The 23328-nt window shown below is 75.1% G+C and carries 17 protein-coding genes; 2 read left to right on the forward strand and 15 right to left on the reverse strand.

The genetic code is table 11. From position 1 onward, the window contains the following. The first annotated feature begins 416 nt into the window (after window positions 1-416). Together QE405_RS09290 and QE405_RS09295 are read left to right on the forward strand one after the other, a co-directional pair. Entirely contained in the window at window positions 417-1079 is a 663-nt protein-coding gene (locus QE405_RS09290) for a MazG family protein (protein WP_307199995.1), read from the forward strand. Beyond that, complete coding sequence (locus QE405_RS09295; protein ID WP_307199997.1) at window positions 1076-1633, forward strand: DUF2867 domain-containing protein; 558 nt, start codon at window positions 1076-1078, stop codon at window positions 1631-1633. Before QE405_RS09290 ends, QE405_RS09295 begins: the two co-directional genes overlap by 4 nt. A 22-nt stretch (window positions 1634-1655) precedes the next feature. Here QE405_RS09295 and QE405_RS09300 read toward each other — a convergent pair whose 3' ends face one another. From QE405_RS09300 to QE405_RS09370, 15 genes are all read right to left on the reverse strand, one after another. Next, entirely contained in the window at window positions 1656-3617 is a 1962-nt protein-coding gene (locus QE405_RS09300) for a beta-propeller domain-containing protein (RefSeq protein WP_307199999.1), read from the reverse strand. 47 nt (window positions 3618-3664) lie between these two features. Next, a complete protein-coding gene (locus tag QE405_RS09305) occupies window positions 3665-3907 on the reverse strand; it encodes a hypothetical protein (RefSeq protein WP_307200002.1) in 243 nt (80 codons plus the stop codon). Continuing rightward, window positions 3904-4533, reverse strand: a complete 630-nt coding sequence (locus QE405_RS09310; RefSeq protein ID WP_307200004.1) for a hypothetical protein — start codon at window positions 4531-4533, stop codon at window positions 3904-3906. Before QE405_RS09310 ends, QE405_RS09305 begins: the two co-directional genes overlap by 4 nt. 47 nt (window positions 4534-4580) lie before the next feature. Continuing rightward, window positions 4581-8138 carry a transcription-repair coupling factor gene (gene mfd, locus QE405_RS09315; RefSeq protein ID WP_307200005.1) on the reverse strand — a complete coding sequence of 1186 codons (3558 nt, stop codon included), beginning with the start codon at window positions 8136-8138 and terminating at the stop codon, window positions 4581-4583. A 234-nt stretch (window positions 8139-8372) separates the two neighbouring features. After that, window positions 8373-9332, reverse strand: coding sequence for a lytic murein transglycosylase (locus QE405_RS09320; protein ID WP_307200007.1), 960 nt, complete (start codon window positions 9330-9332; stop codon window positions 8373-8375). Then, window positions 9329-10255, reverse strand: coding sequence for a phosphate ABC transporter ATP-binding protein (locus QE405_RS09325; protein WP_307200009.1), 927 nt, complete (start codon window positions 10253-10255; stop codon window positions 9329-9331). Before QE405_RS09325 ends, QE405_RS09320 begins: the two co-directional genes overlap by 4 nt. Window positions 10256-10346: 91 nt before the next feature. Further along, a complete protein-coding gene (locus tag QE405_RS09330; protein ID WP_307200011.1) occupies window positions 10347-12194 on the reverse strand; it encodes an Ig-like domain repeat protein in 1848 nt (615 codons plus the stop codon). A gap of 95 nt (window positions 12195-12289) precedes the next feature. Then, window positions 12290-13198, reverse strand: a complete 909-nt coding sequence (locus QE405_RS09335) for a sortase (protein WP_307200013.1) — start codon at window positions 13196-13198, stop codon at window positions 12290-12292. Further along, the gene (locus QE405_RS09340) at window positions 13195-15774 is read right to left on the reverse strand and encodes a hypothetical protein (RefSeq protein ID WP_307200015.1); all 2580 of its coding nucleotides are present in this window, start codon (window positions 15772-15774) and stop codon (window positions 13195-13197) included. Before QE405_RS09340 ends, QE405_RS09335 begins: the two co-directional genes overlap by 4 nt. Further along, a complete protein-coding gene (locus QE405_RS09345) occupies window positions 15771-17402 on the reverse strand; it encodes a phosphate ABC transporter substrate-binding protein PstS (RefSeq protein WP_307200016.1) in 1632 nt (543 codons plus the stop codon). The genes QE405_RS09340 and QE405_RS09345 overlap by 4 nt, the downstream gene beginning before the upstream one ends. Further along, on the reverse strand, window positions 17402-18553 hold the full coding sequence (pstA, locus tag QE405_RS09350) for a phosphate ABC transporter permease PstA (protein ID WP_307200018.1): 1152 nt from the start codon (window positions 18551-18553) through the stop codon (window positions 17402-17404). Before pstA ends, QE405_RS09345 begins: the two co-directional genes overlap by 1 nt. Further along, window positions 18550-19560 (reverse strand): phosphate ABC transporter permease subunit PstC, encoded by a 1011-nt coding sequence (gene pstC, locus QE405_RS09355; protein WP_307200020.1) that lies wholly within the window; start codon window positions 19558-19560, stop codon window positions 18550-18552. The genes pstA and pstC overlap by 4 nt, the downstream gene beginning before the upstream one ends. Before the next feature lie 293 nt (window positions 19561-19853). Next, a complete protein-coding gene (locus QE405_RS09360) occupies window positions 19854-20699 on the reverse strand; it encodes a 3'(2'),5'-bisphosphate nucleotidase CysQ (RefSeq protein WP_307200021.1) in 846 nt (281 codons plus the stop codon). A gap of 31 nt (window positions 20700-20730) precedes the next feature. Beyond that, window positions 20731-22044 (reverse strand): hypothetical protein, encoded by a 1314-nt coding sequence (locus QE405_RS09365; protein ID WP_307200023.1) that lies wholly within the window; start codon window positions 22042-22044, stop codon window positions 20731-20733. Window positions 22045-22061: 17 nt separating this feature from the next. Beyond that, on the reverse strand, window positions 22062-23324 hold the full coding sequence (locus QE405_RS09370; protein WP_307200024.1) for a YncE family protein: 1263 nt from the start codon (window positions 23322-23324) through the stop codon (window positions 22062-22064). Window positions 23325-23328 lie beyond the last annotated feature (4 nt).

A 23328-nucleotide genomic window follows, 5' to 3' on the forward strand; every position in this document is an offset into this window, starting at 1 on the left:
CGCCCCCACCCACCCGGGACGTCATGCGGCGCGGTGGCCCGCGCCGGCGGTGCGCATGACGTCCGCGAGGTGGGTGGGTGGCGCGGCGGGGCAAGGCGCCGGGCACGCGAAATGTGCGGCTGGGACAGGCCGGACCCGGCCCGAGGCGCACCAACGTCCCAGTTCGCAAGGTCGGACCCCCGCCCGGTGGTGTGGACCCGCCCACCCAGGACGTCATGCGTGACGGCGCCCCCGGCCCGCGGTTCGCATGACGTCCGCGGGTCGAGCGGAGGGCGGCGGGGCGGGCTCCGCCGCCGGGCACGCGAAATGTGCGGCGGGGACAGGCCGGACCCGGCCCAGGGCGCACCAGCGTCCCAGTTCCGGGGTCAGGCCCGGGGCCTGGCTCCTCGCTTCGCACGCGACCTACCCTGGGCCACGTGGATGCCGCTCCCGAGCCCGCCGCCGGCCACGCCCTCGTCGAGCTCGTCGGCGTGATGGCGCGGCTGCGGCGGGAGTGCCCGTGGAAGGCGGGGCAGACCCACCGGTCGCTGGCGCGCTACCTGCTCGAGGAGACCCACGAGGTGCTCGAGGCGCTCGACACCGACGACGCCACGCTGCTGCGCGAGGAGCTGGGCGACCTCCTGCTGCAGGTCTACTTCCACGCCGCGATCGCCGCCGAGCGCACCGACGCCACGGCCTTCACCATCGACGACGTGGCCGCCGACCTCACGGCGAAGCTCGTGCGCCGGAACCCGCACGTGTTCGCGGCGGACCCGGCGGCCGGCCCGGGCGACGGCACCAGTCCCCTGGACGCCGCCGCGGTCAACGAGGCGTGGGAGGCCGTCAAGGCGACCGAGAAGACCCGCACCGACCCCACCGACGGCCTGCCCCCGACGCTGCCCGCCCTGCTGTGGGCCGACAAGGTGCTCGACCGGTCGGCGCGGGCCGGCACGCCGCTGGACCCGGCCCCCCGCGCTCCCCGCGCCGACGCCGACGCCGACGCGATCGGCGACCGCCTCCTCGGGCTCGTCGCCGAGGCACGCGCGGCCGGGGTCGACCCGGAGCAGGCGCTGCGCGACGCCGTACGGGTGCGGCTGTGACGGGCGCAACCCGGCGCGTCGGCCCGGTCCGACGCCTGTTCCCCCGCCCGGGGGTCAGCGAGCGGCACGTGCAGGTGCAGGCGCCGCTGGCCGACGCCTGGCGCGTCGTCGCGGCTCTGCCGGCCCCGGGGGCCGAGCGCTGGTACGCCGACGCCGCGCCCCTGGCCTTCCGCGGCCGGCTCGACGACGCCGCACGGACCGTGCTCGGCCCACCTCCCCCGGCCCCCGTGGCGTCACCGGGCCCGACGGCCGGCGAGGGCCTGCTCCGCCCCGGCGACGAGGCGGGCTTCTGGACCGTGCTGGAGGCCGACCCCGCGGCGTACCGGCTCCGGCTGCACGCCCGCGTCCACGCCCCCGGGACGGTGCGGCTGAGCGTCTGGCTCACCGCCCTGTCGGGGGTGCCGGGCGCCTGCCGCGTGCACGTGCGGATCGGGTTCCGGCCGCGGGGCCTGGTGGGCGCCGGGTACCTCGTCGCCGACCTGCCCGCGCGCGAGGTCGTCGTCGAGGGCGTCGCGCGGCGTCTCGCCGCGGACGTGGCGGCGGGCGTCGCCTGAGTCCGCTCCCCTCCGGTAGGGGTCAGAAGTCGACGATGTCGCCGACGGCACGGTTGCCCTCCGCGACCCGGATGACGGCGGAACCACCCGCGAACCAGATGCGGTCGTCGACGACGAGCACCCGCTTCACTCCGCCGCCGTCCGGGAGCTCGGCCGTGACGCTGACGCTGGGTCCGCGCTCCAGCCCCCCGGGGTCGACGTCGAACGACTCGACCGTCTCCGTGTACCCGTCGCGCCACCCCTGTGCGGGCAGGTAGACCCGGTCCTGCCACACCAGGAACGCCCGGTGGTCCGTCTCGACGGCCGAGCTGAAGCCGTCCCACGTCACCGTCGAGACCTGCCGCGGCGCGGTCGGGTCGATGATGTCGAAGAGCGACGCCTGGAGGCCGGTCGTGCGGCCGTCCTCGGTCGCGTGCTGACCGATGCCGAGGAGGAGGCCGTCGTCGAGGGGGTGGAGGTACGCCGAGTAGCCCGGCACCTTCAGCTCCCCCGCCAGCGTCGGGGCGGCCGGGTCGCTCGTGTCCACGAGGTAGAGCGGGTCGACCTGCCGGAAGGTGACGACCGCGGCCAGCTCGGGCGAGAGGAACCGCACCGCCTGGATCTGCTCCGTCACGCCCAGCCCGTCGACGCGTCCGGTCTCGACGAGCCCCTCGCCCGGGCGCTCGGCGAGCACGACGAGCGAGGAGCTGGACTGCTCCCCCGGCGTCCCGTCCCTCGTCACCGCGACCCGCACGACACCCGACGCCTCGTCGAGCGCGAACTGGTTGAGGAGGCGCCCCTCCACGCGGCCGGAACCGACGTACGTCGTCGCGTCGGGCTCGCTGATGTCGAAGGAGTGCAGGTCGGACGAGGGCTCGTCGTCGGCATCGTCGTCGTCGCGCACCGTGGACCACGGGGTGGAGGCCACGATCATGCGCTCGGTCGAGGCGTAGACGATGTCCCCCGAGCCCACGACCCCGGCGGACGAGGTGGGCGCGGCGCCGCCTCCGATCTCGAGGCCGGCGACCGACACGGTGGTGAAGCCGCTGAACGCGGTGGGCACGCCGACGTCGCCGCAGCCGAGGAGGGGCTCGACGTCGCCGCCGTCGACGGAGAGCTGCGGCAGCCAGTCGGTGATGGTGCTGGCCTCGATCAGGTCGCGGTTGGCCTCGATCGCCTCCGTCTCCGCCGCGAGGGAGGTGCCCTCGGGCTCGACCCAGTCGAGACCCGGCGGGGCGCTGACCATGACCAGCCGCACGGTGTCGCCGACGAGGCGCGCGCTGCGGTACTCGCCCTCGACCCGCGTCGAGCGGACCACCTCGGGCGAGGCCGGGTCGGAGAGGTCGACCTCGGTGATGAGGGTGCGAGCGGGGCCCGTCCCGTAGGGGTTCGCGTGATCGCTGACCCCGTCGTCCCAGACCACCCCGCCTCCCTGCTGCCCGAGCACGAGCAGCGTCGAGCCGTGGAGGAGCAGCTCGCTCGGGGCGCCGACGCCGCCCAGGTCGACGGAGCCGAGCGCCTCCGCCGACGCCGCGTCGACGACCTGCACGACCCCCTCGACGATGGCGACCACCACGTCGCCGTCGGTCGTGACGATGTCGGCCTCGTCGACGCCCTCCTCCTGGGTGTTGGCCTCCGACGTGCCGTGGTCGGGGCCGACGTAGCCGCCGCGGGGCATGACGCTGGACCGGGGTGAGACGCCGTCGAGCGCCGCGTCGGACTCCCAAGAGCCGGCCGCTCCCTGACGCACCACGTCGAGTCCGCCGAACCCGTCGAACCCGTCGAGGCCCTCGAGCCCCCACGCCGTCACCCGCTCGAGCGCGTTCTCCTGGAAGTACCCGAGCAGGTCGTCGCAGCCCGCGAAGCGGACCAGGCTCGCCACTCCCGTCGGGCCCGCCGGATCCGGCGCGGCGTCGGGCGTCGACGTACAAGCGGCGAGCAGCAGCGGGGCGGCGACCACGGCGGCCAGGCCGCCGCGGCGGAGGGTGTCGGTCGAGCGGTTCATGCCCCTGGGACGCGGGGGCGCGGGCGTTCGGTTCCGACCTCCGCGTCCTACAGCACGAACACGCTGAGCACCTGCAGCACGATGGCGATCCCCACGAGCGGCAGCCCGATGCGCTGCAGCCGGCGCGACTCCGGCGTCGTGTGCCGCACGGACGGGTGCCGCGGCCACTCGCCCGCGCGCTCCTTCGCGTCGCGGTGGCGGTTGTCGTGCCACCACCCCCGCCACACGAGTCCCCACCCCACCACGAGGCAGACAACGGCGAGGACCAGGGCAGCGTCCTTCGGACTCACCCCGCCGACCCGCACCGCTGGGCGGCCGGCAGCGCGGCGACCTCCTCGGGCGTCGGCGGGTCGTCGATGCTGAAGGTCGCGCCGAGCGCGGTGTCGCTCGCGGCCACGCTCACCCCGTCGCCCCCGGTCGCCACGGCACCGTCGGCGTAGCTGCCCACCGCGGGGTTCACCGTGACGTCGAGGTCACCGAGGGTCGTGGAGGCCACCTGGCCCACCGTCGGGTCGGACAGCGCGTTCGACACCGTGAGCAGCCGCACCGTGAAGGACGCGACGTCGGCGTCCGCCCCGGCCGCCTGCATCTCGCGGGCGATCTCGTCGGCCGCCGGCGGCGGGTCGAGGGCGTCGGGCCCGGCCGCCTCGGTCAGCGCGGCGTCGTAGAGCCACAGCTCCGTCAGCCCGGTCCGCACGATCGCGCGCGGCACCGCCTCGACGCCGACCTCGGCGACGTAGTCGCAGTACGCCGCGGTGGCCGCGTCCAGCCGGTCCACCGTCAGCGTCGCGTCGCCGGCGGTCGCCGCCGTGCGCGGGTCGGCGTCGCACCCCGCAAGCAGGGCCCCACCGAGGAGGGCCACCGCAGCGGCGGCCAGGACGCGGGTGCCGGTACGGGCGCGGGACGAGGTGACCACGCTCACACCGTAGCGGCCCCCTTCCGGCAGGTCACGCGTCCCGCAGGTCACGCGTCCTTCGGGTCGAGCACCGTGTCGATGACCTTGGCCGCCCACTCGAGCAGCGCCAGCCCGGTGATGGGCTTGCCCGCCACCACGGCGGTCTGCGGACGCGGCACCAGCACGGTGTCCGTGGCCGGCTTGACCAGCGACTTCGGGTAGAGCCGCTGCAGCCGCACGGCGCGCGACTCGGGCAGCGAGACGGGCGCGAACCGCACGTTCTTGCCCGCCGAGGTGACCTCGCGGATCCCGGCCGCGCGGGCCCGCGCCCGGAACCGCGCGACGTAGAGGAGGCTCTCCACCTCGACCGGGGGCTCGCCGTACCGGTCGACGAGCTCCTCGCGGATCGTGTCGACGTCCTCGTTGCTGCGCACCTCCGACAGGCGCTTGTACATCTCGAGCCGCAGGCGCTCGCTCGGCACGTAGCCGTGCGGCAGGTGCGCCTCGACGGGCAGCTCGATGCGCACCTCCTCCAGCTGGTCGTCCGGGGCGCCCTTGAAGTCGGCCACCGCCTCGCCGACGAGCCGCACGTAGAGGTCGAAGCCGACGTCCGCGATGTGGCCGGACTGCTCCCCGCCGAGCAGGTTGCCGGCGCCGCGGATCTCGAGGTCCTTCATGGCGATCGCCATGCCGCCGCCGAGGTCCGAGTGCTGGGCCAGCGTCGCGAGCCGCTCGTGCGCGGTCTCCGTCAGCGGCTTCTCGCTCGGGTAGAGGAAGTAGGCGTAGGCCCGCTCCCGCGACCGGCCGACGCGCCCGCGCAGCTGGTGCAGCTGCGAGAGGCCGAGCGTGTCGGAGCGCTCGATGATCATCGTGTTGGCGTTGGAGACGTCGAGGCCCGACTCCACCAGCGTCGTGCAGACGAGCACGTCGAAGCGCTTCTCCCAGAAGTCGAGCATCACCTGCTCGAGCTGCTTCTCGTTCATCTGGCCGTGGGCCGTGGCGACCCGTGCCTCCGGCACCAGCTCCGTCAGGTGCTGGGCGGCCTTCTCGATCGACTGCACGCGGTTGTGGATGTAGAACACCTGGCCGTCGCGCAGCAGCTCCCGCCGGATGGCGGCGATGACCTGCCGGTCCTCGTACGCGCCGACGTACGTCAGCACCGGGTGCCGCTCCTCCGGGGGCGTGGTGATCGTCGACATCTCGCGGATGCCGGTCACCGCCATCTCGAGCGTGCGCGGGATGGGCGTCGCCGACATGGCCAGCACGTCGACGCTGGTGCGGAGCCGCTTCATCTGCTCCTTGTGCTCCACGCCGAAGCGCTGCTCCTCGTCGACGATGATGAGGCCGAGGTCCTTGAACCGGATGTCGGGGTTGAGCAGGCGGTGGGTGCCGATCACGATGTCGACCTCACCGGTGGTGAGGCCCTCCAGCACCGCCTTGGCCTCCTTGTCGGACTGGAAACGGCTCAGCGCCTTCAGCACGACGGGGAACCCGCTCATGCGCTCCGCGAAGGTCGAGAAGTGCTGCGTCACGAGCAGCGTCGTGGGCACGAGCACGGCGACCTGCTTGCCGTCCTGCACCGCCTTGAACGCGGCGCGCACCGCGATCTCGGTCTTGCCGTAGCCCACGTCGCCGCAGACCAGCCGGTCCATGGGCACCAGCCGCTCCATGTCGCCCTTGACCTCGTCGACCGTCGAGAGCTGGTCCGGCGTCTCCGCGAACGGGAACGCGTCCTCGAGCTCGCGCTGCCACGGCGTGTCGGGGCCGAAGGCGTGGCCCTGGGTGGCCTGCCGCGCGGCGTACAGCTTGATGAGCTCCGCCGCGATCTCCTTGACCGCCTTGCGGGCACGCGCCTTGCGCTTGGTCCAGTCGCCGCCGCCGAGGCGGTCGAGGGCCGGCTGCTCGCCGCCGACGTAGCGCGTCACCTGGTCGAGGGCGTCGGCCGGCACGTAGAGCCGGTCCGGCGGGGCGCCCCGCTTGGAGGCGCCGTACTCGAGCACGAGGTACTCCCGCACCGCCCCCTGCACCTCGCGCTGCTTCATCTCGATGAAGCGGCCGACACCGTGCTGCTCGTGCACGACGAAGTCGCCGGCCTTGAGCTCGAGCGGGTCGATCTGGCGCTTGCGGCGGGCGGGCATCTTGCGCATGTCGCGCGTCGACGCCTTCTGGCCCGAGATGTCCTCACCGGTGAGCAGGGCGAGGCGGTTGGGCTCGTCCACGAGGCCGTGGGTGAGCGCGCCGCAGGTCACCGTCACGACGTCGGTCGGCGGGAGGGTGTCGACGGCGTCGACGAGACGGGCCGGTACGTCGCGGTCCGCCAGCGCCTCGACCGTGCGCTGGGCCGGACCGTGGCCCGGGTGCACGACGACGACGCGGTAGCCCTGGGTGAGCCAGCCCCCCACGTCGGCGAGCGCCTTCTCGACGTCGCCGCGGTAGGCCTCGGCGGGCTTCACCGACAGCGGCCGGCTGGGCACGCCGGCGATGGCGGCTTCCGTGGCCGGGGCGTCGACGGGCGCGCCGTCGTCCGCGATGCCGAACGGGCTGATGCTCCACCAGGCCTGGCCGCGGGCCAGGGCGTGCTCGCGCACGTCGGCGTAGGAGCGGTACGACGCCGCCCCCAGGTCGATCGGCGCCTGGCCCCCGCCGGCCGCGGCCGCCCAGGAGGCCGCGAGGAACTCCTCGCTCGTCGCGACGAGGTCCGCCGCACGACGGCGGCCGCGCTCGGGGTCGAGGACGAGCACGTGGGCGTCGGTCGGCAGCACGTCGAGGAGCAGCTCCAGCTCGTCGACGAGCACCGGCGCGAGCGACTCCATGCCCTCGACCGCGATGCCCTCGGCGAGCTTCTCGGTGAGCTCGCGCAGCTGCGGGTGCTGCTCACCGAGGGCCCGGGCGCGCTCCCGCACCTCGGGCGTCAGCAGCAGCTCGCGGCAGGGCGGCGCCCACAACCGCTCGACCTTCTCCAGGGTGCGCTGGTCGGCGACCGAGAAGGTGCGGATGTCCTCCACCTCGTCGCCCCAGAACTCGACGCGCAGCGGGTGCTCGTCCGTCGGGGGGAAGACGTCGACGATGCCGCCACGCACGGCGTACTCCCCGCGCTTCTCGACGAGGTCGACGCGCGTGTACGCCGCCGCCTCCAGCCCGCGGACCACTCCCTCGAGCGACGCCTCGGCCCCGGGGGCGAGCTCGACGGGCACGAGGTCGCCCAGGCCCTTGACCTGCGGCTGCAACACGCTGCGCACCGGCGCCACGACGACGGACAGCGGGCCGTTGGCCGCGTCGTCCCCCGGGTGCGCGAGGCGGCGCAGCACGGCGAGGCGGCGGCCGACGGTGTCGCTGCGGGGGCTGAGCCGCTCGTGCGGGAGGGTCTCCCAGCTGGGGAAGTAGCCGACCGTCGCCGGGTCGAGCAGGTCGCCCAGCGCGGCGACGAGCTCCTCGGCGTCACGGGTCGTGGCGGTCACGGCGAGGACGGTGCGACCGAGGTCGGCGAGCCCCTTCACGACGAACGGCCGCACCGCGGCGGGACCGGTCAGGTCGAGGACCCGCTCGGAGCGGTCCCGCGCCCCCGCGAGCGCCTCGTCGAGGGTCGGATCGGCCAGGACGGCGTCGGCGAGCCCGGAGAGTTGCACGAGGAAGGAGCCTAGTCCGGGCCCCGGCGCGCCACCATTCGAGGACGGGCGGGGCGTGGGTGGGGGCCCGGGGTAAAGAAAACGCGGACCGGGCGTCGGCCTGGGGAAAGAGAACGCGGACCCGGAGGCCCGGGTCCTCGGCGTGTCGCGGGCTCGGGTCCGCGTTTTCCTTCGCCGCGCCGCACGGCCCGCGCACTTTCTTCCGACCGGGCTCGACCAGGCCCGATCGGCGCCTCAGCCCGCGGCGTCCGCGTACCCGCTCGCGGCCGCGTACACCGACGCGACGTAGGCATCGTCGTGGTTGTAGGAGAACACCGCCTCGGCCCAGCCCTTCCCCGTCGCGAGGTCGTGGCCGTCGTGGCAGAGGTAGCGGGCGGCGGCGTAGGCCGCGTCGTCGAGGTCGTTGGGATCCATGACGCCGTCACCGTCGCCGTCGGAGCGCCAGCGGTCCCAGGTCGAGGAGATGAACTGGAGCGGACCGACGGCGTGGTCCCACGTCGGGTCGCCGTGCCACGCGGCGAGCAGCGGGTCGGACGGGATCGCCGCGAACCCCCCGGTCCCGTCGAGCGCCGGACCCACGATCGGCGGCTCGGCCCGGCCGTCGAGGCCGAGGATGCTGCCGTGGATCGTGCCGTGGTGGGACTCGACCCACCCGATGCCGGCGAGCGTCGACCAGCCCATCGAGCACGACGGCGCCTCCGTGCGCAGGCGCAGCTCGGCCACGGCGTACGCGTTGACCGCGACCGGCGGGATGCCCGTCGCCTCGGCCACCTGGGCGGTCCAGGCGGCGTCCACGACCGGGACGACCGGGCGCCCGGCGGGCACGATCGGCGCGGGGTCGGAGGCGGGCGGCACCACCCCGCCGGGCGCGGACGTCCCCGCCTCGGGCGCCGGTGCCGGGGTGTCCCGGCCGAGCCACCACGCCGTGCCGACGAGGGCGAGGCCGAGGACCGCCACGAGGAGGGGTACGGCGAGGCGCCGTGTCCGCTGACGCCGCTGCGCCGCCCGGCGTCGGCGCTGGGCGGCGGTGGGCGCGCGACCCGACGACCGCGGCGCAGGCCGCCTGGCCGGAGCCGTCTTCTTCGCCGCGGCCTTCTTCGGCGCGGCCTTCTTCGGCGCGGCCTTCCCAGCCGCGGTCGTGCGCGGCGTCGGCCGGCTCCGCGGCGCCGGACGCCGCGGACCCGGCGAGGTCACCCGAAGCGGCCGTTGACGTAGTCGCTCGTGCGCTGGTCGCGGGGTGTGGTGAACATGGCGTCAGTATCCCCGTGCTCGACGATCACGCCGGGAGTGCCCTGCGCGGCGAGGAAGAAGGCGCAGGTCTGGGAGACCCGACGGGCCTGCTGCATGTTGTGCGTGACGATGACGATGGTGATCTCGCGGGCCAGCTCCGTCATGGTCTCCTCGATGACCCGGGTCGAGGTGGGGTCGAGCGCGGAGCACGGCTCGTCCATGAGCAGCACCTCGGGCCGCACCGCGAGCGAGCGGGCGATGCACAGCCGCTGCTGCTGCCCGCCCGACAGGCCGCCGCCGGGCGCACCGAGCCGGTCCCGCACCTCGGTCCACAGGCCGGCCCGCACGAGCGAGCTCTCGACGAGCTCGTCCTTCTCGTCGCGTGACGCCTTGGTGCCGGTGAGGCGGAGGCCCGCGAGCACGTTCTCCCTGATCGACATGGCGGGGAACGGGTTGGGCTTCTGGAACACCATCCCGATGGCCCGGCGGGCGTCGGTCAGCTTGCGCCGCGGGTCGTAGACGTCCTGGCCGTCGAGGAGCACCTCGCCGGCGAGCGCCGCGGACGGCACCAGCTCGTGCATCCGGTTGAGGATGCGCAGGAAGGTCGACTTGCCGCACCCCGACGGACCGATGAGCGCGGTCACGCTCCGTGCGGGCATGGTGAGCGAGACGCGGTCGAGCACGAGCCGGTCGCCGAACCACGCCGACACCTCGCGCGCCTCGAGCTCCCCGCCCGTGCCGGGACCGGCGCCGCCGGTGCCCACCCGGTACGCCGCGGGCCCGCCGCCCGGCACCTCCCCGGGCAGGGCCGGGATGACGGTGGTGGCCTGGTCGTCGGCGTACAGGTCGACGGTCGCCGCGGTGGGGACGACGGGGTCGTGGCGCATGGGTCGGTTCCTCTCGGGGTGGCCCGCCGCCGTCGGACGGTGTCCGACGACGGCGGGCCGGGATGTGCGGTGGGGCGGTCCGGCGGGTGGGTCAGCGACCCGTGACCGTGAAGGTCTGGCTGCGGCCGTTGACGCTGCGGTCGCCGGAGTAGACGGCGCGCAGGGTGTGCGTGCCCCGGCCGACCTTCGGCAGGGTGATGGCGGCGACGCCCCGGCTCACCGTGCCGCGGGCGAAGACCTTGCTGCCGGCGTAGATCGTCACGCTGCCGGTGATGGCCTGCTGGACGCCGGGCACGGTGACGACGACGGTCCCGCGGGTGCGGGACGCGCTGGTGGAGACGGCCGACGGGAAGGTCTCCCCGATGGCCGGGGTCGCCTTCTGGATGGTGTGCGTGCCCGACGCGGAGGCGGGGACGAGCACGTCGTTGCCGAGGTACTCCATCTTGATGGCGTAGGCACCGGCGGGCGTCGAGGCCCCGGCGGTCAGCGTGGCCTTGCCGTTCGCGTCGAGGGCGACGGTCGTGCGGGCGCCGCCGAACGTGAAGCGGACCTGGCCGGTGGCCGCGGCGCCGTCCGGCGTCGTGACGGTCGCGGACAGCACCCGGGCCTGGCCGAAGCTGCTGCGGCTCGGCGAGACACCCGCCCGGAGCACCGGTGCGACCTTGACGACGACGGAGGCGGCGGCGGAGGTGGAGCCCTCCTGGAGCACGCCGGAGCCGGGCACGTAGCGCGCCGTGTAGGTGTGGCTGCCCGCGGGGACGCCGGTGATCGTCGTGGCGAAGCGGCCCTGCGCGAACCGCGCCGTGGCGACCTTCGTCGTGCCCTCGAGGACCTCGACGGTGCCCGCCGAGACGTCCGCGCCCTTCGCGTCGACCGTGGCCGCGAACGCCACGCTGCCCGCCGCCGGCGAGGACGCGGTGAGCGTCGTGCCCGTCACGACGACCTCGTTGGTCGTGAAGTTCGACGTCGCGCTCTGGGTCGCCTCGCCGCACACGCCGCCGAACTCGTCGCGGGCGAGCTGGTCGAAGCCGGCGGCCTCGATGAGCGGGCGCGCGTCGGTCGAGCACACGAAGCCGTCGGCGCCGAAGACGCCCGCGAGGCGGGTGCGGTCGGCCGCGCGCACGACGTTGTAGAGCGCACGCTTGGCGGAGAACCCGCCGACGATGGTGACGGTGCCCGCCAGCTCGGCCCGACCGGTCGAGAACGGCGCGATCGCGTTGGGGTTCGACTTCACGGTGGTGTCGTCGTGCTCCTGCACGTCCACCACCGTCGCGGCCAGCGTGACGTCGACACCGCCGTTGAGCTTCTTCAGCTCGGAGGTGAAGAAGGAGCGCGTGCCGGAGCCCGACTGCGGGATCTGCGGGACGATCGCGCCCGCCTTGCCGCCGACCTCGCTCCAGTTCTTGATCGTGCCCTGGTAGATCCCGACGATCTGCGCCGAGGTCAGGGTGGCGGGCGCGTTGGTCGTGCGGGCCGTCGCGAGCCCGAGGCCGTCGACGGCGAACGGGTAGGCGTAGAGGCCGGCGTTGACCTCGGCGTCGTTGAGCGCCGAGGAGGAGCGCGCGAAGTCGATGTTCGGGTTCGAGGGGTTGTAGAGCGTGGCCTTGCCCTGGCCCGAGCCGTTGGGCCGGTTGACGGGCTGCGTCCCCTGGCGCACGACGATCTGCGCGCTGGTGCCGGCCGTGAGGGCGTGGAAGCTGCGGAGCTTCCCCGTGGTGACGGAGGCGTTGTAGCCCGGCACCGCGGTCCCGGCGACGGTCGCGCCGTCGGCCAGGTTGTCGAGCACGAACTGGCTGGTGTCGGAGCCGACGCCGACGATGTCGCCGGCGGCGGGCGGAGCGGCGGGGTCGGCCGAGGCGGGGGCGAGCGAGCCCAGCGCGAGCGCCGCGGTCGCCAGCGACCCGGCGAGCACGGTGGAGAGGAGCGGACGAGCGAACATCGGGTGGATCTCCTGTCATCAGCTGCGCACCACGGTCGCGGTGCGTTCTTCTCGGGTGGGGTGGGACGGGAGGAACGGGTGCTGCGGAGGAGCGGTCAGAGGAGGTTGGGGAGCAGCCGCGCGGCGCTGTCGGCGGTCGCCCAGGAGAGCGCGAGCACGACGGGGGCGCTCACGACCCACACGAGGGCCCCGGCCACCCGGCGGCGGAGGAGGGCGATGGCGACGACCGCGACGCACACCCCGCCGAGCTGCAGCGCGAGCAGCGGCAGGGCGGCCGTGTCGACGTGCTGGGGCTTCTCCCCCGCGGGTACGGCGCTGGGCACACCGCCCGGCGCCGCGAACCCCTCGCCGTCCACGGGCACGGTGGAGGTGTCGACGTAGAGCACCTCGCCCGTGCTGAGCCGCCCGAGCGCCGTGTCCGTCGCGCCCGTGACGAGCGTGAGCCGGGCCTCGCCGTCGGCGAGGGGCCCGGGCAGCGGGTCGCCCGCCCGCCGCAGCCCCGTCACGGCGAGGCGCTGCCGGCCCTGGGCCCCGACGACCTCGACGGTGTCGCCGACCGCCAGCTCGTCGAGCCGCGCGAAGGGTCCGCCGAACGTCACGGCCCGGCCCTGCACGACGCTCACGCCCACCTGGCCGGGGAGCACGGTGTCCCGCCGGTGGCCGGGGCCGGCCCGGAGGTCGCCCGACGCCGTGCCCTCGACGACCACCTCGGCGACGTCGATCGCGGGGATCGTCAGCAGCGCGACGGGTGCGCCGACCGGAGCGGTCGGACCGACGGGCACGAAGCCGCCCGCGACGTCGGCGCGGAACGCGTCGTACAGCACCGCCTGGTCGCGCGCGTGGGAGACGCCGGAGAGCACGAGCAGGTGCAGCAGCAGCGTGAGGCTGAGCAGCGCGAGCGTGAACGCGGCGGAGGAGCCGACCTCGAGCCGGCTGCCGGGCCCGCCGACGGGGGCGGTCCTCGGCGGGCCGGGCGCCACGGGGTCGACCACCGGGGCGTTCACGAGCGGACCTTCCGCGCGACGAGCACGACCCGCCCGACCGCGCCCCCGAGGGCGCCGACGAGCGTCAGCACGAGGAGCAGTGGCAGCAGGGCGCTGGACGTCCAGGGCGAGCTCACCGGTGCGGTGGCCGCGGTCGTGACCGCCGCCGCCCCACCGGCCGGCGCGGTCGCGCCCGCAGCGGCGGGGGCGTCCGCCGCCGGGACGGCGCCGGGCAGGTCGCCCACGCCTCCCCCGGCCGGGAACGAGGGCGCTCCGGTGTCGGTGCCGGGGACGACCGGGGGTGCGACCGTCGGCGCCTCCTGGGCCGCCACCAGCTCGGCCGCGCGCTGCGCGCTGCGCCACAGCGGGGCGGTCGCCCCGGCGTCGGTGATGGGCAGGTACCCCTCCGGCAGCGTGCCGTTGCCGCGGCCCGGCCGCTGGCCCTCCGTCGTGGCCACCTGCAGGAACTGTGCGACGTCCGTCGCCTGCTCCGCCGGGAGCCCGTGGGTGCGGGCGACCGTGTGCACGACGAGGGTCCCCGGGTAGGCGTCACCCGCCTGCCGCACGGCCTGCTGGTCGACCACGTACGGCGCGACCGCGGCCTCCGCCACCCCGACGGTGTCCGTCGCGGGGCGGGCGAGGGCGACGGCCTTCGTCAGTCCCTCCGTCGTCGGTCCGACGAAGGTGCCCTCGCGGGTCTGGAGCTCGGCGACCGACAGCCCGAGGCGGGCGGCGTCACCGAGGCTGACGATGCCGAGCATGAAGCGGGTGCCGAGGCCCTGCCGGTTGACGCGTCCCACCCGCCACGGGTCGTTCGCCGAGGACCGCTCGCAGCGCGTCTGCACGTTGGGCCAGGCGTCGAGCACGGCCTCGGCGACCCGGCGCAGCGTCGTGACGGGTGCGGCGACCTGGTTGAAGTAGACGGACGGGTTGGCCTTGAGGCACTCCTGCTCGCTGGACGGCACGTAGGTGTCGAGCAGCGGGAAGTCCCGCACCGGCAGCGCCATCCCGGCGTACGACGGGTTGACCCGCATGCCCCAGGGGTCCGGCCGGCCCTGCACGAACGCGGCCGCGTCGGGGTCGGCCGCGACGTACGCGGTCAGCGCACCGATGACGTCCGAGGACTCCGAGATCGAGAGCACGGTGGCCGCGGCCTCCCGGGCGATCCGGTCCAGGTCGGGGTTGAGGGCGACGAACTCGGGGTCCTGGTTGATCGAGGTCGGGTTGTCCCCCATGCCGGGGTGCCCGCGCCCGAGGTCGGAGGCGACGTAGGACTGGGTCAGCAGCTTGGCGACGAGCCGCGCGTTGAGCCGCAGCTCGTCGACGGCCCCGGCGTTGTCGGGGCGGTCGACCACGTAGGCGACGCCGAACCCGGTGACGGCGGTCGGTCCGTAGGCCGTCGAGGTGCCGCGACGCGCGTCGTGCGGCCCGGACACGAGGGCCGCCGCGCCCTCGCCGCTCTCCATGAGCGCGAAGCCCGCCTCGTCGCTCATCCGGTTGTGCTGGAACTTGAAGCGGCCGTCCTCCAGGCAGTAGGCCGGGGCCCACTGCAGCGAGGCCTGCGCGAGCAGCTCGGACCCGTAGAACCCGACCGGTGCCCGCGGGTCGAGCACGTCGCACACGTTGGGGGCGAGGCCGAAGGTCAGCGGGACGGAGAACCGGTGCTGCCAGTTCGACGCCGACCACCACAGCGCGGGCGACACGGCGAGGTCGACGCCCTCGGACGCGTAGTTGCTGGAGCCCTCCAGCCAGCGGCCGCTGCGGCGGCACTCGGGGTCGGTGTCGCACGACAGGCCCATGATCGGGATGACGACGATCGAGCAGGGCGTGGTCGCGTTGCAGCCGAGGGAGGCGTTCTCGACGTCGGTGCGCACCTCGAGGTCGACCGACCCGCGGCCGTCGGCGTCGGTGAACGCCGCGACCTCGGCCGGCGGCAGCGCGCCGTCGACGGCCGCCTCCGGCGCCATGGTCTCCGCGCTGCACGAGGCGAACCGGTCGCCGTCCGCGGCGGTGAACCCCGTGGCCCAGGTCGAGAAGCCGTCGACGGCGGCGCAGGTCGCGGCGTCCGGCAGCGGCGTCGTCCCCGCCCGGGCGGACCGCTCCTCCTCGGTCGCGGCGGTGTCGTGGCGCCACACGGCGGTGCGGTCGGGCAGGCTCTGCGAGCGCTGGGCCCGCGTCGAGGTCCAGCACGTGTCCCTCGACAGCCGCTGCGCGGCGGGCAGGTCGGGGTCGTCGAGCCCCCGGCACTGCAGCACGACGACGGGGTACTCCTGCGCCAGTCCGGTCTCGCCGTAGGGGTCCGCCGCCCGGGCACCGCTCGGGCGCGCGCCCGACCAGCTGACGTGCACCCGCTCGCGCGAGCGCAGCTGCTGGGTCTTGTCGACCGTCACGGTGACCTCGCGGCTGTCCACCACCTCGCGCGTGCCGTCGGCGTCGGTGAAGGTGCGTTCCAGCGTGCGGGTCTGCTCGAAGCCACCGGTGGCCGGCGCCGCCTGGGCCGGCGGGACGTCGGCGGACGGCAGCCCGACGAGCACCGCCGCGGCGAGCAGCAGGCCGGCCAGCAGCCGGGCGCGGGCGCCGGCGAGCCGCCGCCTCACCGCGACGCTCCCGGGCGGCGGCGGAGCCAGACGGTGATCATCGCGGGCAGGAAGACGAGCGCGAGCACCTCGGCCGCCACGAGCCACGCGAACGGTCCCCGGTCCCCCGGCCGGTCGGAGGTCAGCTCGAGCGGGCTCGCGAAGACGGCTCCCCCGCCCGTCGCCGCGGCCGCCACCGGTTGCCCGGTCGTCGGGTCGAGCTGCACGTCGGACCCCACCGGGGCCGCGCCGGTGCCGGCGCCGGCCGGACCCGCCGCCGTACCCGTGCCGCCGCCTCCCCCGCCGCCACCACCCGCGGCGGGGTCGTCGGTCGAGGGCTCGCCGGTGCCGGTGTCGGTGCCGCACGGTCCCGCACCCTGCTTGTCGCAGGCCGCCGGGGCGGGCGCGATCGTCGCGAGCCGGTTCTCGTTCAGGTTGCGACCGTTGAAGGTGGGGTTGTTGCAGGACCGTACGTCGCGGTTGGCGAGCTCGACGCCCCCGTCGGCCGTGCCGAGCCGGGCGAGCTGGGTGAAGCCCGCCTGCACGAGGTTGAGCGGGAGCGGCGAGTAGCCGTAGGGGCCGGCCTTGGTCTGGCCCTGGCAGAGCGAGTAGTACATGAAGTCCACGAGCGTCTGCCGCTTCGCGGTCGTCATGCGCCGGTCCTGCGCGCCGACCGGGATGATCATGTAGGAGTACGACGACAGGGGGTAGGCCCGCGGGTCCGTCGAGGAGTAGACGCCCCGCAGGTCCTGCGTCAGGTAGTCCGACGCCGACGGGTCCTCGGTCTTGATCCGGGCCTGGGTCAGGGCCACCGCGACGTTGTACTGGGTCGGCTCGACGTAGTACCCGCCCTCGTTGAGCACCTTGACGACCGGGTAGTCCTCGTTGACCGGGTAGGAGTACTCGACGTACCCGATCGTGCCGTTGCCCGACGAGCTCGCGACCGTGTTCATCACCTGGTCGGAGCCGGCCTGGGCGATCGCGCGTCCCTCGCGCGGGAAGTAGGACGTGAGCGTGCCCCGGGGGAAGAGCGACTTCCAGGTGCTGCCGTGCCGGGCCGCCAGCCACGCCGTGAACTGGGCGGTGGTGCCCGAGCCGTCGGCGCGCACGACGGGCGTGATGGGGATCTTGGGGAACGTGCGGCCGTTGTTGTCGGCCGTGATCGCCGGGTCGTCCCAGCTCGTGATCTGGTTGGTGAAGATCTTGGCGATCGTGGCGCCCGACAGCCGCAGGTTGCGCACCTGCTGGTTGCCCACCTTGAGCTGGTAGGTGAAGGCCGTGCCGCCGGCGACGATCGGCAGGTAGGCGAACTGCCGGTTGCCCGCGGTGTCGGCGTTCCCGAACTCGTCGACCCCCTGGTACGGGATCTCCGAGATGGCGAAGTCGGTGCTGCCCTGGGCGAAGTTCTTGCGGCCGAGGGACGAGCCGCCGCCCGTGTAGGCGACGCGCATGCCGGTGGCCTCGACGTCCGCGATCCACTGCTCGACGATGAGCTGGCTCCACGTCGAGCCGGTGCCCTCGATCTGGGCGTAGACCACGGCGCGCGCGGCGGCCGCGTTGCCGGACGTCGTCCCCAGCAGCAGGAGGAGCGTGGCCACGAGGGCGGCGTACCGGAGCACCCGGGGTCGGGGCGGGGCGGGGAGTCGCATCAGGACCTCTTCGAGAGCGGGCCACGGGCCAGGAGCCGGGCGGTGACGAACAGCACGAGCACCAGCACGAGCAGCACGCTCGCCGCGGCGAAGCCGCGGGCGATGGCCTGGGGCTCGCCCGAGCGCACCGTGCTGAAGACGTAGAGCGGCAGGGAGTTCATGAACCCCGACGTCGGGTCGAGCGTGAGGAAGGGCGCCGCGCCGGACGTGAGCAGCACGGGTGACGTCTCGCCGACGCCGCGGGCGACGCCGAGGATGAGGGCCGTCGCCAGTCCGGGCCGCGCGGTCGGCAGCACGACGTGCCAGACGACGCGCCACCGGCTGGCGCCCAGGGCCAGGCCCGCCTCCCGGAGCCCGCTCGGCACGACGCGGAGCACGACGTCGGAGGCCCGGGCGATGATCGGCAGCATCATGACGGCGATGGCCAGGCCGGCCGCCAGGCCGGAGCGGGGGTAGCCGAGCGCCACCACCATCACCGTGTAGACGAACAGGCCGGCCACGATGGAGGGCAGCGCGGTCATCGCCTCCACGACGGTGCGCACGACCGTGGCGAACCGTCCTCCGACCTCGGTCATGAACACCGCGGTGCCGATGCCGAGCGGCACCGTGATCGCGATCGCGATGCCCAGCTGGATGAGCGAGCCGGCCACGGCGTGGAGGATGCCGCCGCGGTCGAAGGCGTCCCGCGGGCCGATGCCCGCCATGTCGTCGGTGAAGAAGTTGAGGTGCAGGAGCGGGCGCCACCCCTTCGCCAGCGTGAAGACCATGACGCTGACCAGCGCCGCGCCGACGACGAGGGCGCCGACCGTGACCGCGGAGCGCACCAGCTGGTCGGCCACCTCGTTGCGGTTGCCGACGAGGGCCGTCGTGACGGCGACGAGCCCCATGCCGAGCACGAACCACAGCAGGAGCAGCCAGCCGACGGACGCCAGCGGCAGCACCCGCTGCGTCAGCAGCCACGCCAGCGCGAACCCGGCGACCCACGCCCCCGCACGGGCGACGCGCTCCTCGGCCGTCGCCCGCCCCAGGCCGGTGCGGCGCACCGGGGGCGGCGCGGCGGGGTCGACGGCGGGCAGCACCGTGCGCGGGGGCACGGCGACGTGGCGGGCCTCGTCGAGGGCGGGACGGGGGAGCTCGGGGGCCGTGGTCATGCGTCGGTCCCCTGTCCCGAGCGGCTGCGGTTGACGATGATCGCGGCGAGCGTGTTGACCGCCAGCGTGATGAGGAAGAGCGCGAACCCGGCGGCGAGCAGGGCCGACAGCTGGGCGGCGCTGGCGTCGCCGAAACGGGCGGCGATGAGTGCGGCCACGGTGTTGGTGCCGACCTCGAGGATGTGCGGCTTGATGTCGAACGCGGGGCTGATGATGAGGTAGACCGCGATGGTCTCGCCCAGCGCGCGCCCGAGCCCGAGCATGGTGCCGCCGACGATGCCGCCGCGTCCGAAGGGCAGCACGACGGTGCGCACCATCCCCCACCGCGTCGCGCCGAGGGCGAGGGCGGCCTCCTTCTCGGCCTGCGGGGTCTGGCTGAACACCTGGCGCATCACCGCGCACGACATCGGCAGCACCATCATCGCCACGGCGATCGCCGCGCAGAACGCGCTGGCGATGTAGCGGGTCTGGTCCCAGACCGCCGCGTCCGGGTCGGCGCTCGGGACGTCGAAGAGCGGGATCCAGCCGAGCGTGCCGTGGAGCCACCGGGCGATCTCCGCGGCGTACGGCTGCACGAGCAGGGCGCCCCACAGCCCGTAGACGATGCTCGGGACGGCGGCCATCAGGTCGACGAGCGAGACGAGCGTGGCCCGGACCGAGTGCGGGGCGTACTCCGCGATGAACAGCGCCGTCAGCAGGGCGAGCGGGAAGGCGATGACCAGCGCGACGCCCGCGACGGAGACCGTGCCGACGAGGATCCCGGCGATGCCGACCGTGCCCTGCTCGGGCGCCCAGTCCTCCTCGGTGAAGAAGGACAGCCCGTAGTGCCGCAGCGTGGGCACGGCCTGCCACGCGAGGAACAACCCGATGCTGCCGGTGACGACGAGCACCGTCGCCCCGATCGCCCGGAAGCCGTGCACGAACACCCGGTCCGCGCCCGTCGGGCGTCGGGAGATCGCGCGCGGGAGCGCCTCGATCTCGTCGTGCTGCGTCGGAACCGTCGTCACGGGTCGGTGTCCCCCATCGGGTGCGGGCGGCCACCTGACGGCCGCGGACCGACGGGAAATCTGGGGGCGGTCCGCCAACGGACCGACCGCTTCGGGTGAACGTCCGACCAACGCCGTCCGGCCCGTCGGCACAGCAGCCCGACGGGGCCACCCGCGACCCCCGGGAGGGGTCACGGCGGGTGGTCCGGGCATGGCCCGGAGGGACTAGGACCGGCCCGCGGGGACCGACCCCCGGACGGGATCGGTCTGGACCGGTCTGGACGGGTCGACCGGTCCGGCAGGTCCGGCCGGGCTCAGCCGGCCGCGATCGCCGCCAGCACGGCGTCGGCGAGCTCGGCCCGGCAGACGACGAGGTCGGGCAGGTAGACGTCGGCCGCGTTGTAGCGCAGCGGCGACCCGTCGATCCGGCTCGTGTGCAGGCCGGCGGCCCGCGCGACGGCGACCGGTGCCGCGGAGTCCCACTCGTACTGCCCCCCGGCGTGCACGTAGACGTCCGCGACGCCCCGCACGACCGCCATCACCTTCGCGCCCGCCGAGCCCATCGGGACCAGCGTGGCGCCGATGGCGGCGGCCACGACGTCGCTCACCTCCGGCGGGCGGCTCCGGCTGACGACGAGGCGCGGCGCTCCCGCGGCGTACGGCGGGGGCACCGGCACGTCCGCCGTGCTCCAGGTCTCCCCGAGCGCGGCCTGCGCGACGGCCCCGGCGGTGAGGTCGCCGACCTCGCCGGGGGCGCCGGCACCGCGCTCCCACAGGGCGACGTGCACCGCCCAGTCGTCGCGGGGCGGCTCGCCGAACTCGCGGGTGCCGTCGAGGGGGTCGACGATCCACACCCGGTCGGCGTCGAGACGGGCCGGGTCGTCCGCACCCTCCTCGGAGAGGACGGCGTCACCCGGCCGCAGCCGGGCCAGCAACCCCGTCAGCAGCACGTGCGCGGCGCGGTCGCCCGCGTCCTTCAGGTCGCTCGTCTCCCACGACTCGGCCACCGCCGTCGTCCGCAGGTCGACGAGCCGTGCGCCCGCCAGCGTCGCCAGCCGCTCGGCGAGGCGGTGGTCGTCGAGCCCGGCGAGCCCGGCGAGCCCGGGGTCGGTGGCGCTGGGCCGCGGGGACGGATCGGACGGGCTGGAGTCGTGGGGCACCCCGCCAGCCTAGAACGCCGGGATCGCGGGCTCAGTCGATGTCCGCGGCGAGCACGTCGAGCAGCGCCGCCGCCGCCTCCGCGGCACGCTGCTCCCCCGCGGCGGCCAGCAGCGCGCGGCGCACGGCCATGTCGAGGAGGAACAGGCGGGCGGTCAACGGGCTCGTGCCCAGCTCCCCCGGGTGGTCCGACGCGCTGCGCTCGAGCAGGTCCGCCGCAGCCGTCCCGGCCGCGACGCGGTCCACGCTCGTGGCGCGGGCGAAGTGCCAGTTGTGGCGGTCGAGGGCGACCGGCGCCTCGGCCTCGCCGAACTCCCAGTCCCACGCGACGAGCCGGCGGCGCGCGCCAGCGCCGGTCCAGCCGAGGTTCCACGGCGACCAGTCACCGTGCCGCAGCCCGTGGAGGAGGAAGGCGTCGCCGTGGTGGCGGTGGTACTCCGCGGCCATCTCGACCGAACGGCGGCCGAGGTGCGCGACCACCGGACCGACCGGCACCCCGTGGGGGCCCTCGCCGTCGCGGAGGCCGCGCGCGTCGGCGAGCAGGCGCCGCAGCCACGGTGACTCCCCGAGGCGGGTGGCCGTCGTGGGACCGGCCGCGACGAGCCGGTCGAGGACGCGCCACGTCGGCGCCGGGTCGTGCGCGTCGACCGGCGTCACGTCGTCGGGCAGCGGCGTCATCCCCAGCGCGCTGCCCGCACCCGCGCGGTGCAGCAGCACGGGGCGGGGCACGACCACGCCGAGGTCGCCCCGGTGGCTGCGGGCCGCCGCCACGGCGGTGGCGTCCCGCTCGCGCTCGAGCGCGGCGCGCCGTGCCGCGCCCGCCCCGACCTTGAGGAACAGCCGCGCGTGCCCGCGCCCGTCGGAGACGAGGACGGTCGGCCGGGCGCTGCCCTCCCGGTCGATGACGGCGAAGCTGAGGTGCACCGCCTCCTCGTCGCAGCCCAGGGCGGCCGCAGCGGCCGTGCGGAGACCGAGCGCGTCGTCGTCGCCGGGCACCTCCACGAGGTCGCCGACGCGGTCCCGCGCCCCGAGGAGGAACCAGGAGCCGACGAGGCGGCGCGCCCACCGCCGCGAGGGCGACCGGAGGTCGTTGCCGTAGCGCAGCACGGCCCGGCGGGCGCGCCGACCGAGCTCCGCGGCGACCACGAAGCGCACCCGGCCCTCGAAGCGCACGAGCCGGTAGTGCCCCAGCGGGTCGGCCGGTCCCCGGCGGCGGCGGGCAGGCTGGGCCGCCGTGCGTCCGGGCTCGTCGACCGACGGCCACACGACCGCCGCCGTGCGCGCCCACGCCGGGTCGGGGCCGGGGACGCGGCCCCGACCCGTGACCTCACGCGGCGCGGACGACATCGCGAGGGTCACCGTCCTCAGCGCGCCGTGAAGCGCGTGATGTTCGCCTGGCGCTGGTTCTGCACCCAGTCGAAGCCGCCGCCCATGACGACCTGCGACCCGTCGCTCGCCAGCGTGCGGGACAGCAGCAGCGAGTCCTGGTTGGCGGTCGTGCCGGTCGTCGTCACTTGGAACCCGCTGCGGACCCGACCCGTGCTGCGGTCGAGCACGTGCATGGCGACGTACGTCCGCGGGTTGGTCTCGCCGAACCCGCCGGCCGCGCTGCAGTCGTGGGCGTGGGACGCGACGTACACGTCGCTGCCCTGCACGAGCACGTCGAAGGTGTCGCCGTAGCAGCGCGCGAACCACCGCACCTGACCGTTCGAGACGGTGATGGCCTGCACGCCCTCCTTGCGCGACGAGGAGCCGGAGCGGTCGTCGCGGCCGCCCATGTAGAGCACGCCGTCGGCGACCTCGAGCGTCGTGGCCCAGTTCGTCGGGGCCAGCAGGTAGCTGCGGCCGAAGCCGCTGGCGTTGGCGCCCGTGGTGCCGTTGACGGCCGCGACGCCCTGGTGGGCCACGCCGTTCATCTGCTGGAACGTGCCGCCGACGAAGACCTTGGCGCCGTCGCCCGACACCGCGAGGGCGGTCGGACGCAGGCCCTCGCCGGGCACGGCGACGCTCATCTTCGGCTGCCACGACGTCAGCCCGCCGCCGGCCAGGTCGAACGCGGCCAGCCGGTCGCGCGAGCTCCAGTTGGCGGCGCTGAAGATGCCGCCGACGTAGAGGGTCGTGCCGTCGGGCGAGACATCGAGCGCACGGACGCTGCCGTTGACGCCGTTCCACCCCACCTGGCCGAGGAACCGGCCGGTCGCGGTGTCGAACGCGGCGAGGTGCTCCGCCTTCTGGCCGTTCACCTCGTTGAAGTCGCCGCCGACGTAGAGCGTCGCCTTGTCCGGCGACAGGGCCATCGCGTGCACCGTCCCGGGCGAGCCGTCCCACGTGTTGCGCAGCACCGGCGCGAAGCCGGTGATGCGCCGACCCGTCGAGGCGTCCATTGCCACGAGGTGCGCCTGCCCGGACTCGTTCGTGCCCGCCGCGGCGCCCGCGGGCCGCGTCGAGGTGAACGCACCGCCCACGTAGATGCGGCCCCCGGCGATCTCCGAGGCCCACACGGGGCCGTTCGTCTGCTCCATCGGCGCCGGTGTCGTCGACACCAGCGCCTGCGCCGGCGGGGTCACCAGCTGCATGCCCAGCGCCACGCACAGCGCAGCCAGGGCGGTCCACCATCGTCTCGTCATCGTG

The sequence above is a fragment of the Nocardioides zeae genome (assembly GCF_030818655.1).
Classification (GTDB): Bacteria; Actinomycetota; Actinomycetes; order Propionibacteriales; family Nocardioidaceae; genus Nocardioides; species Nocardioides zeae_A.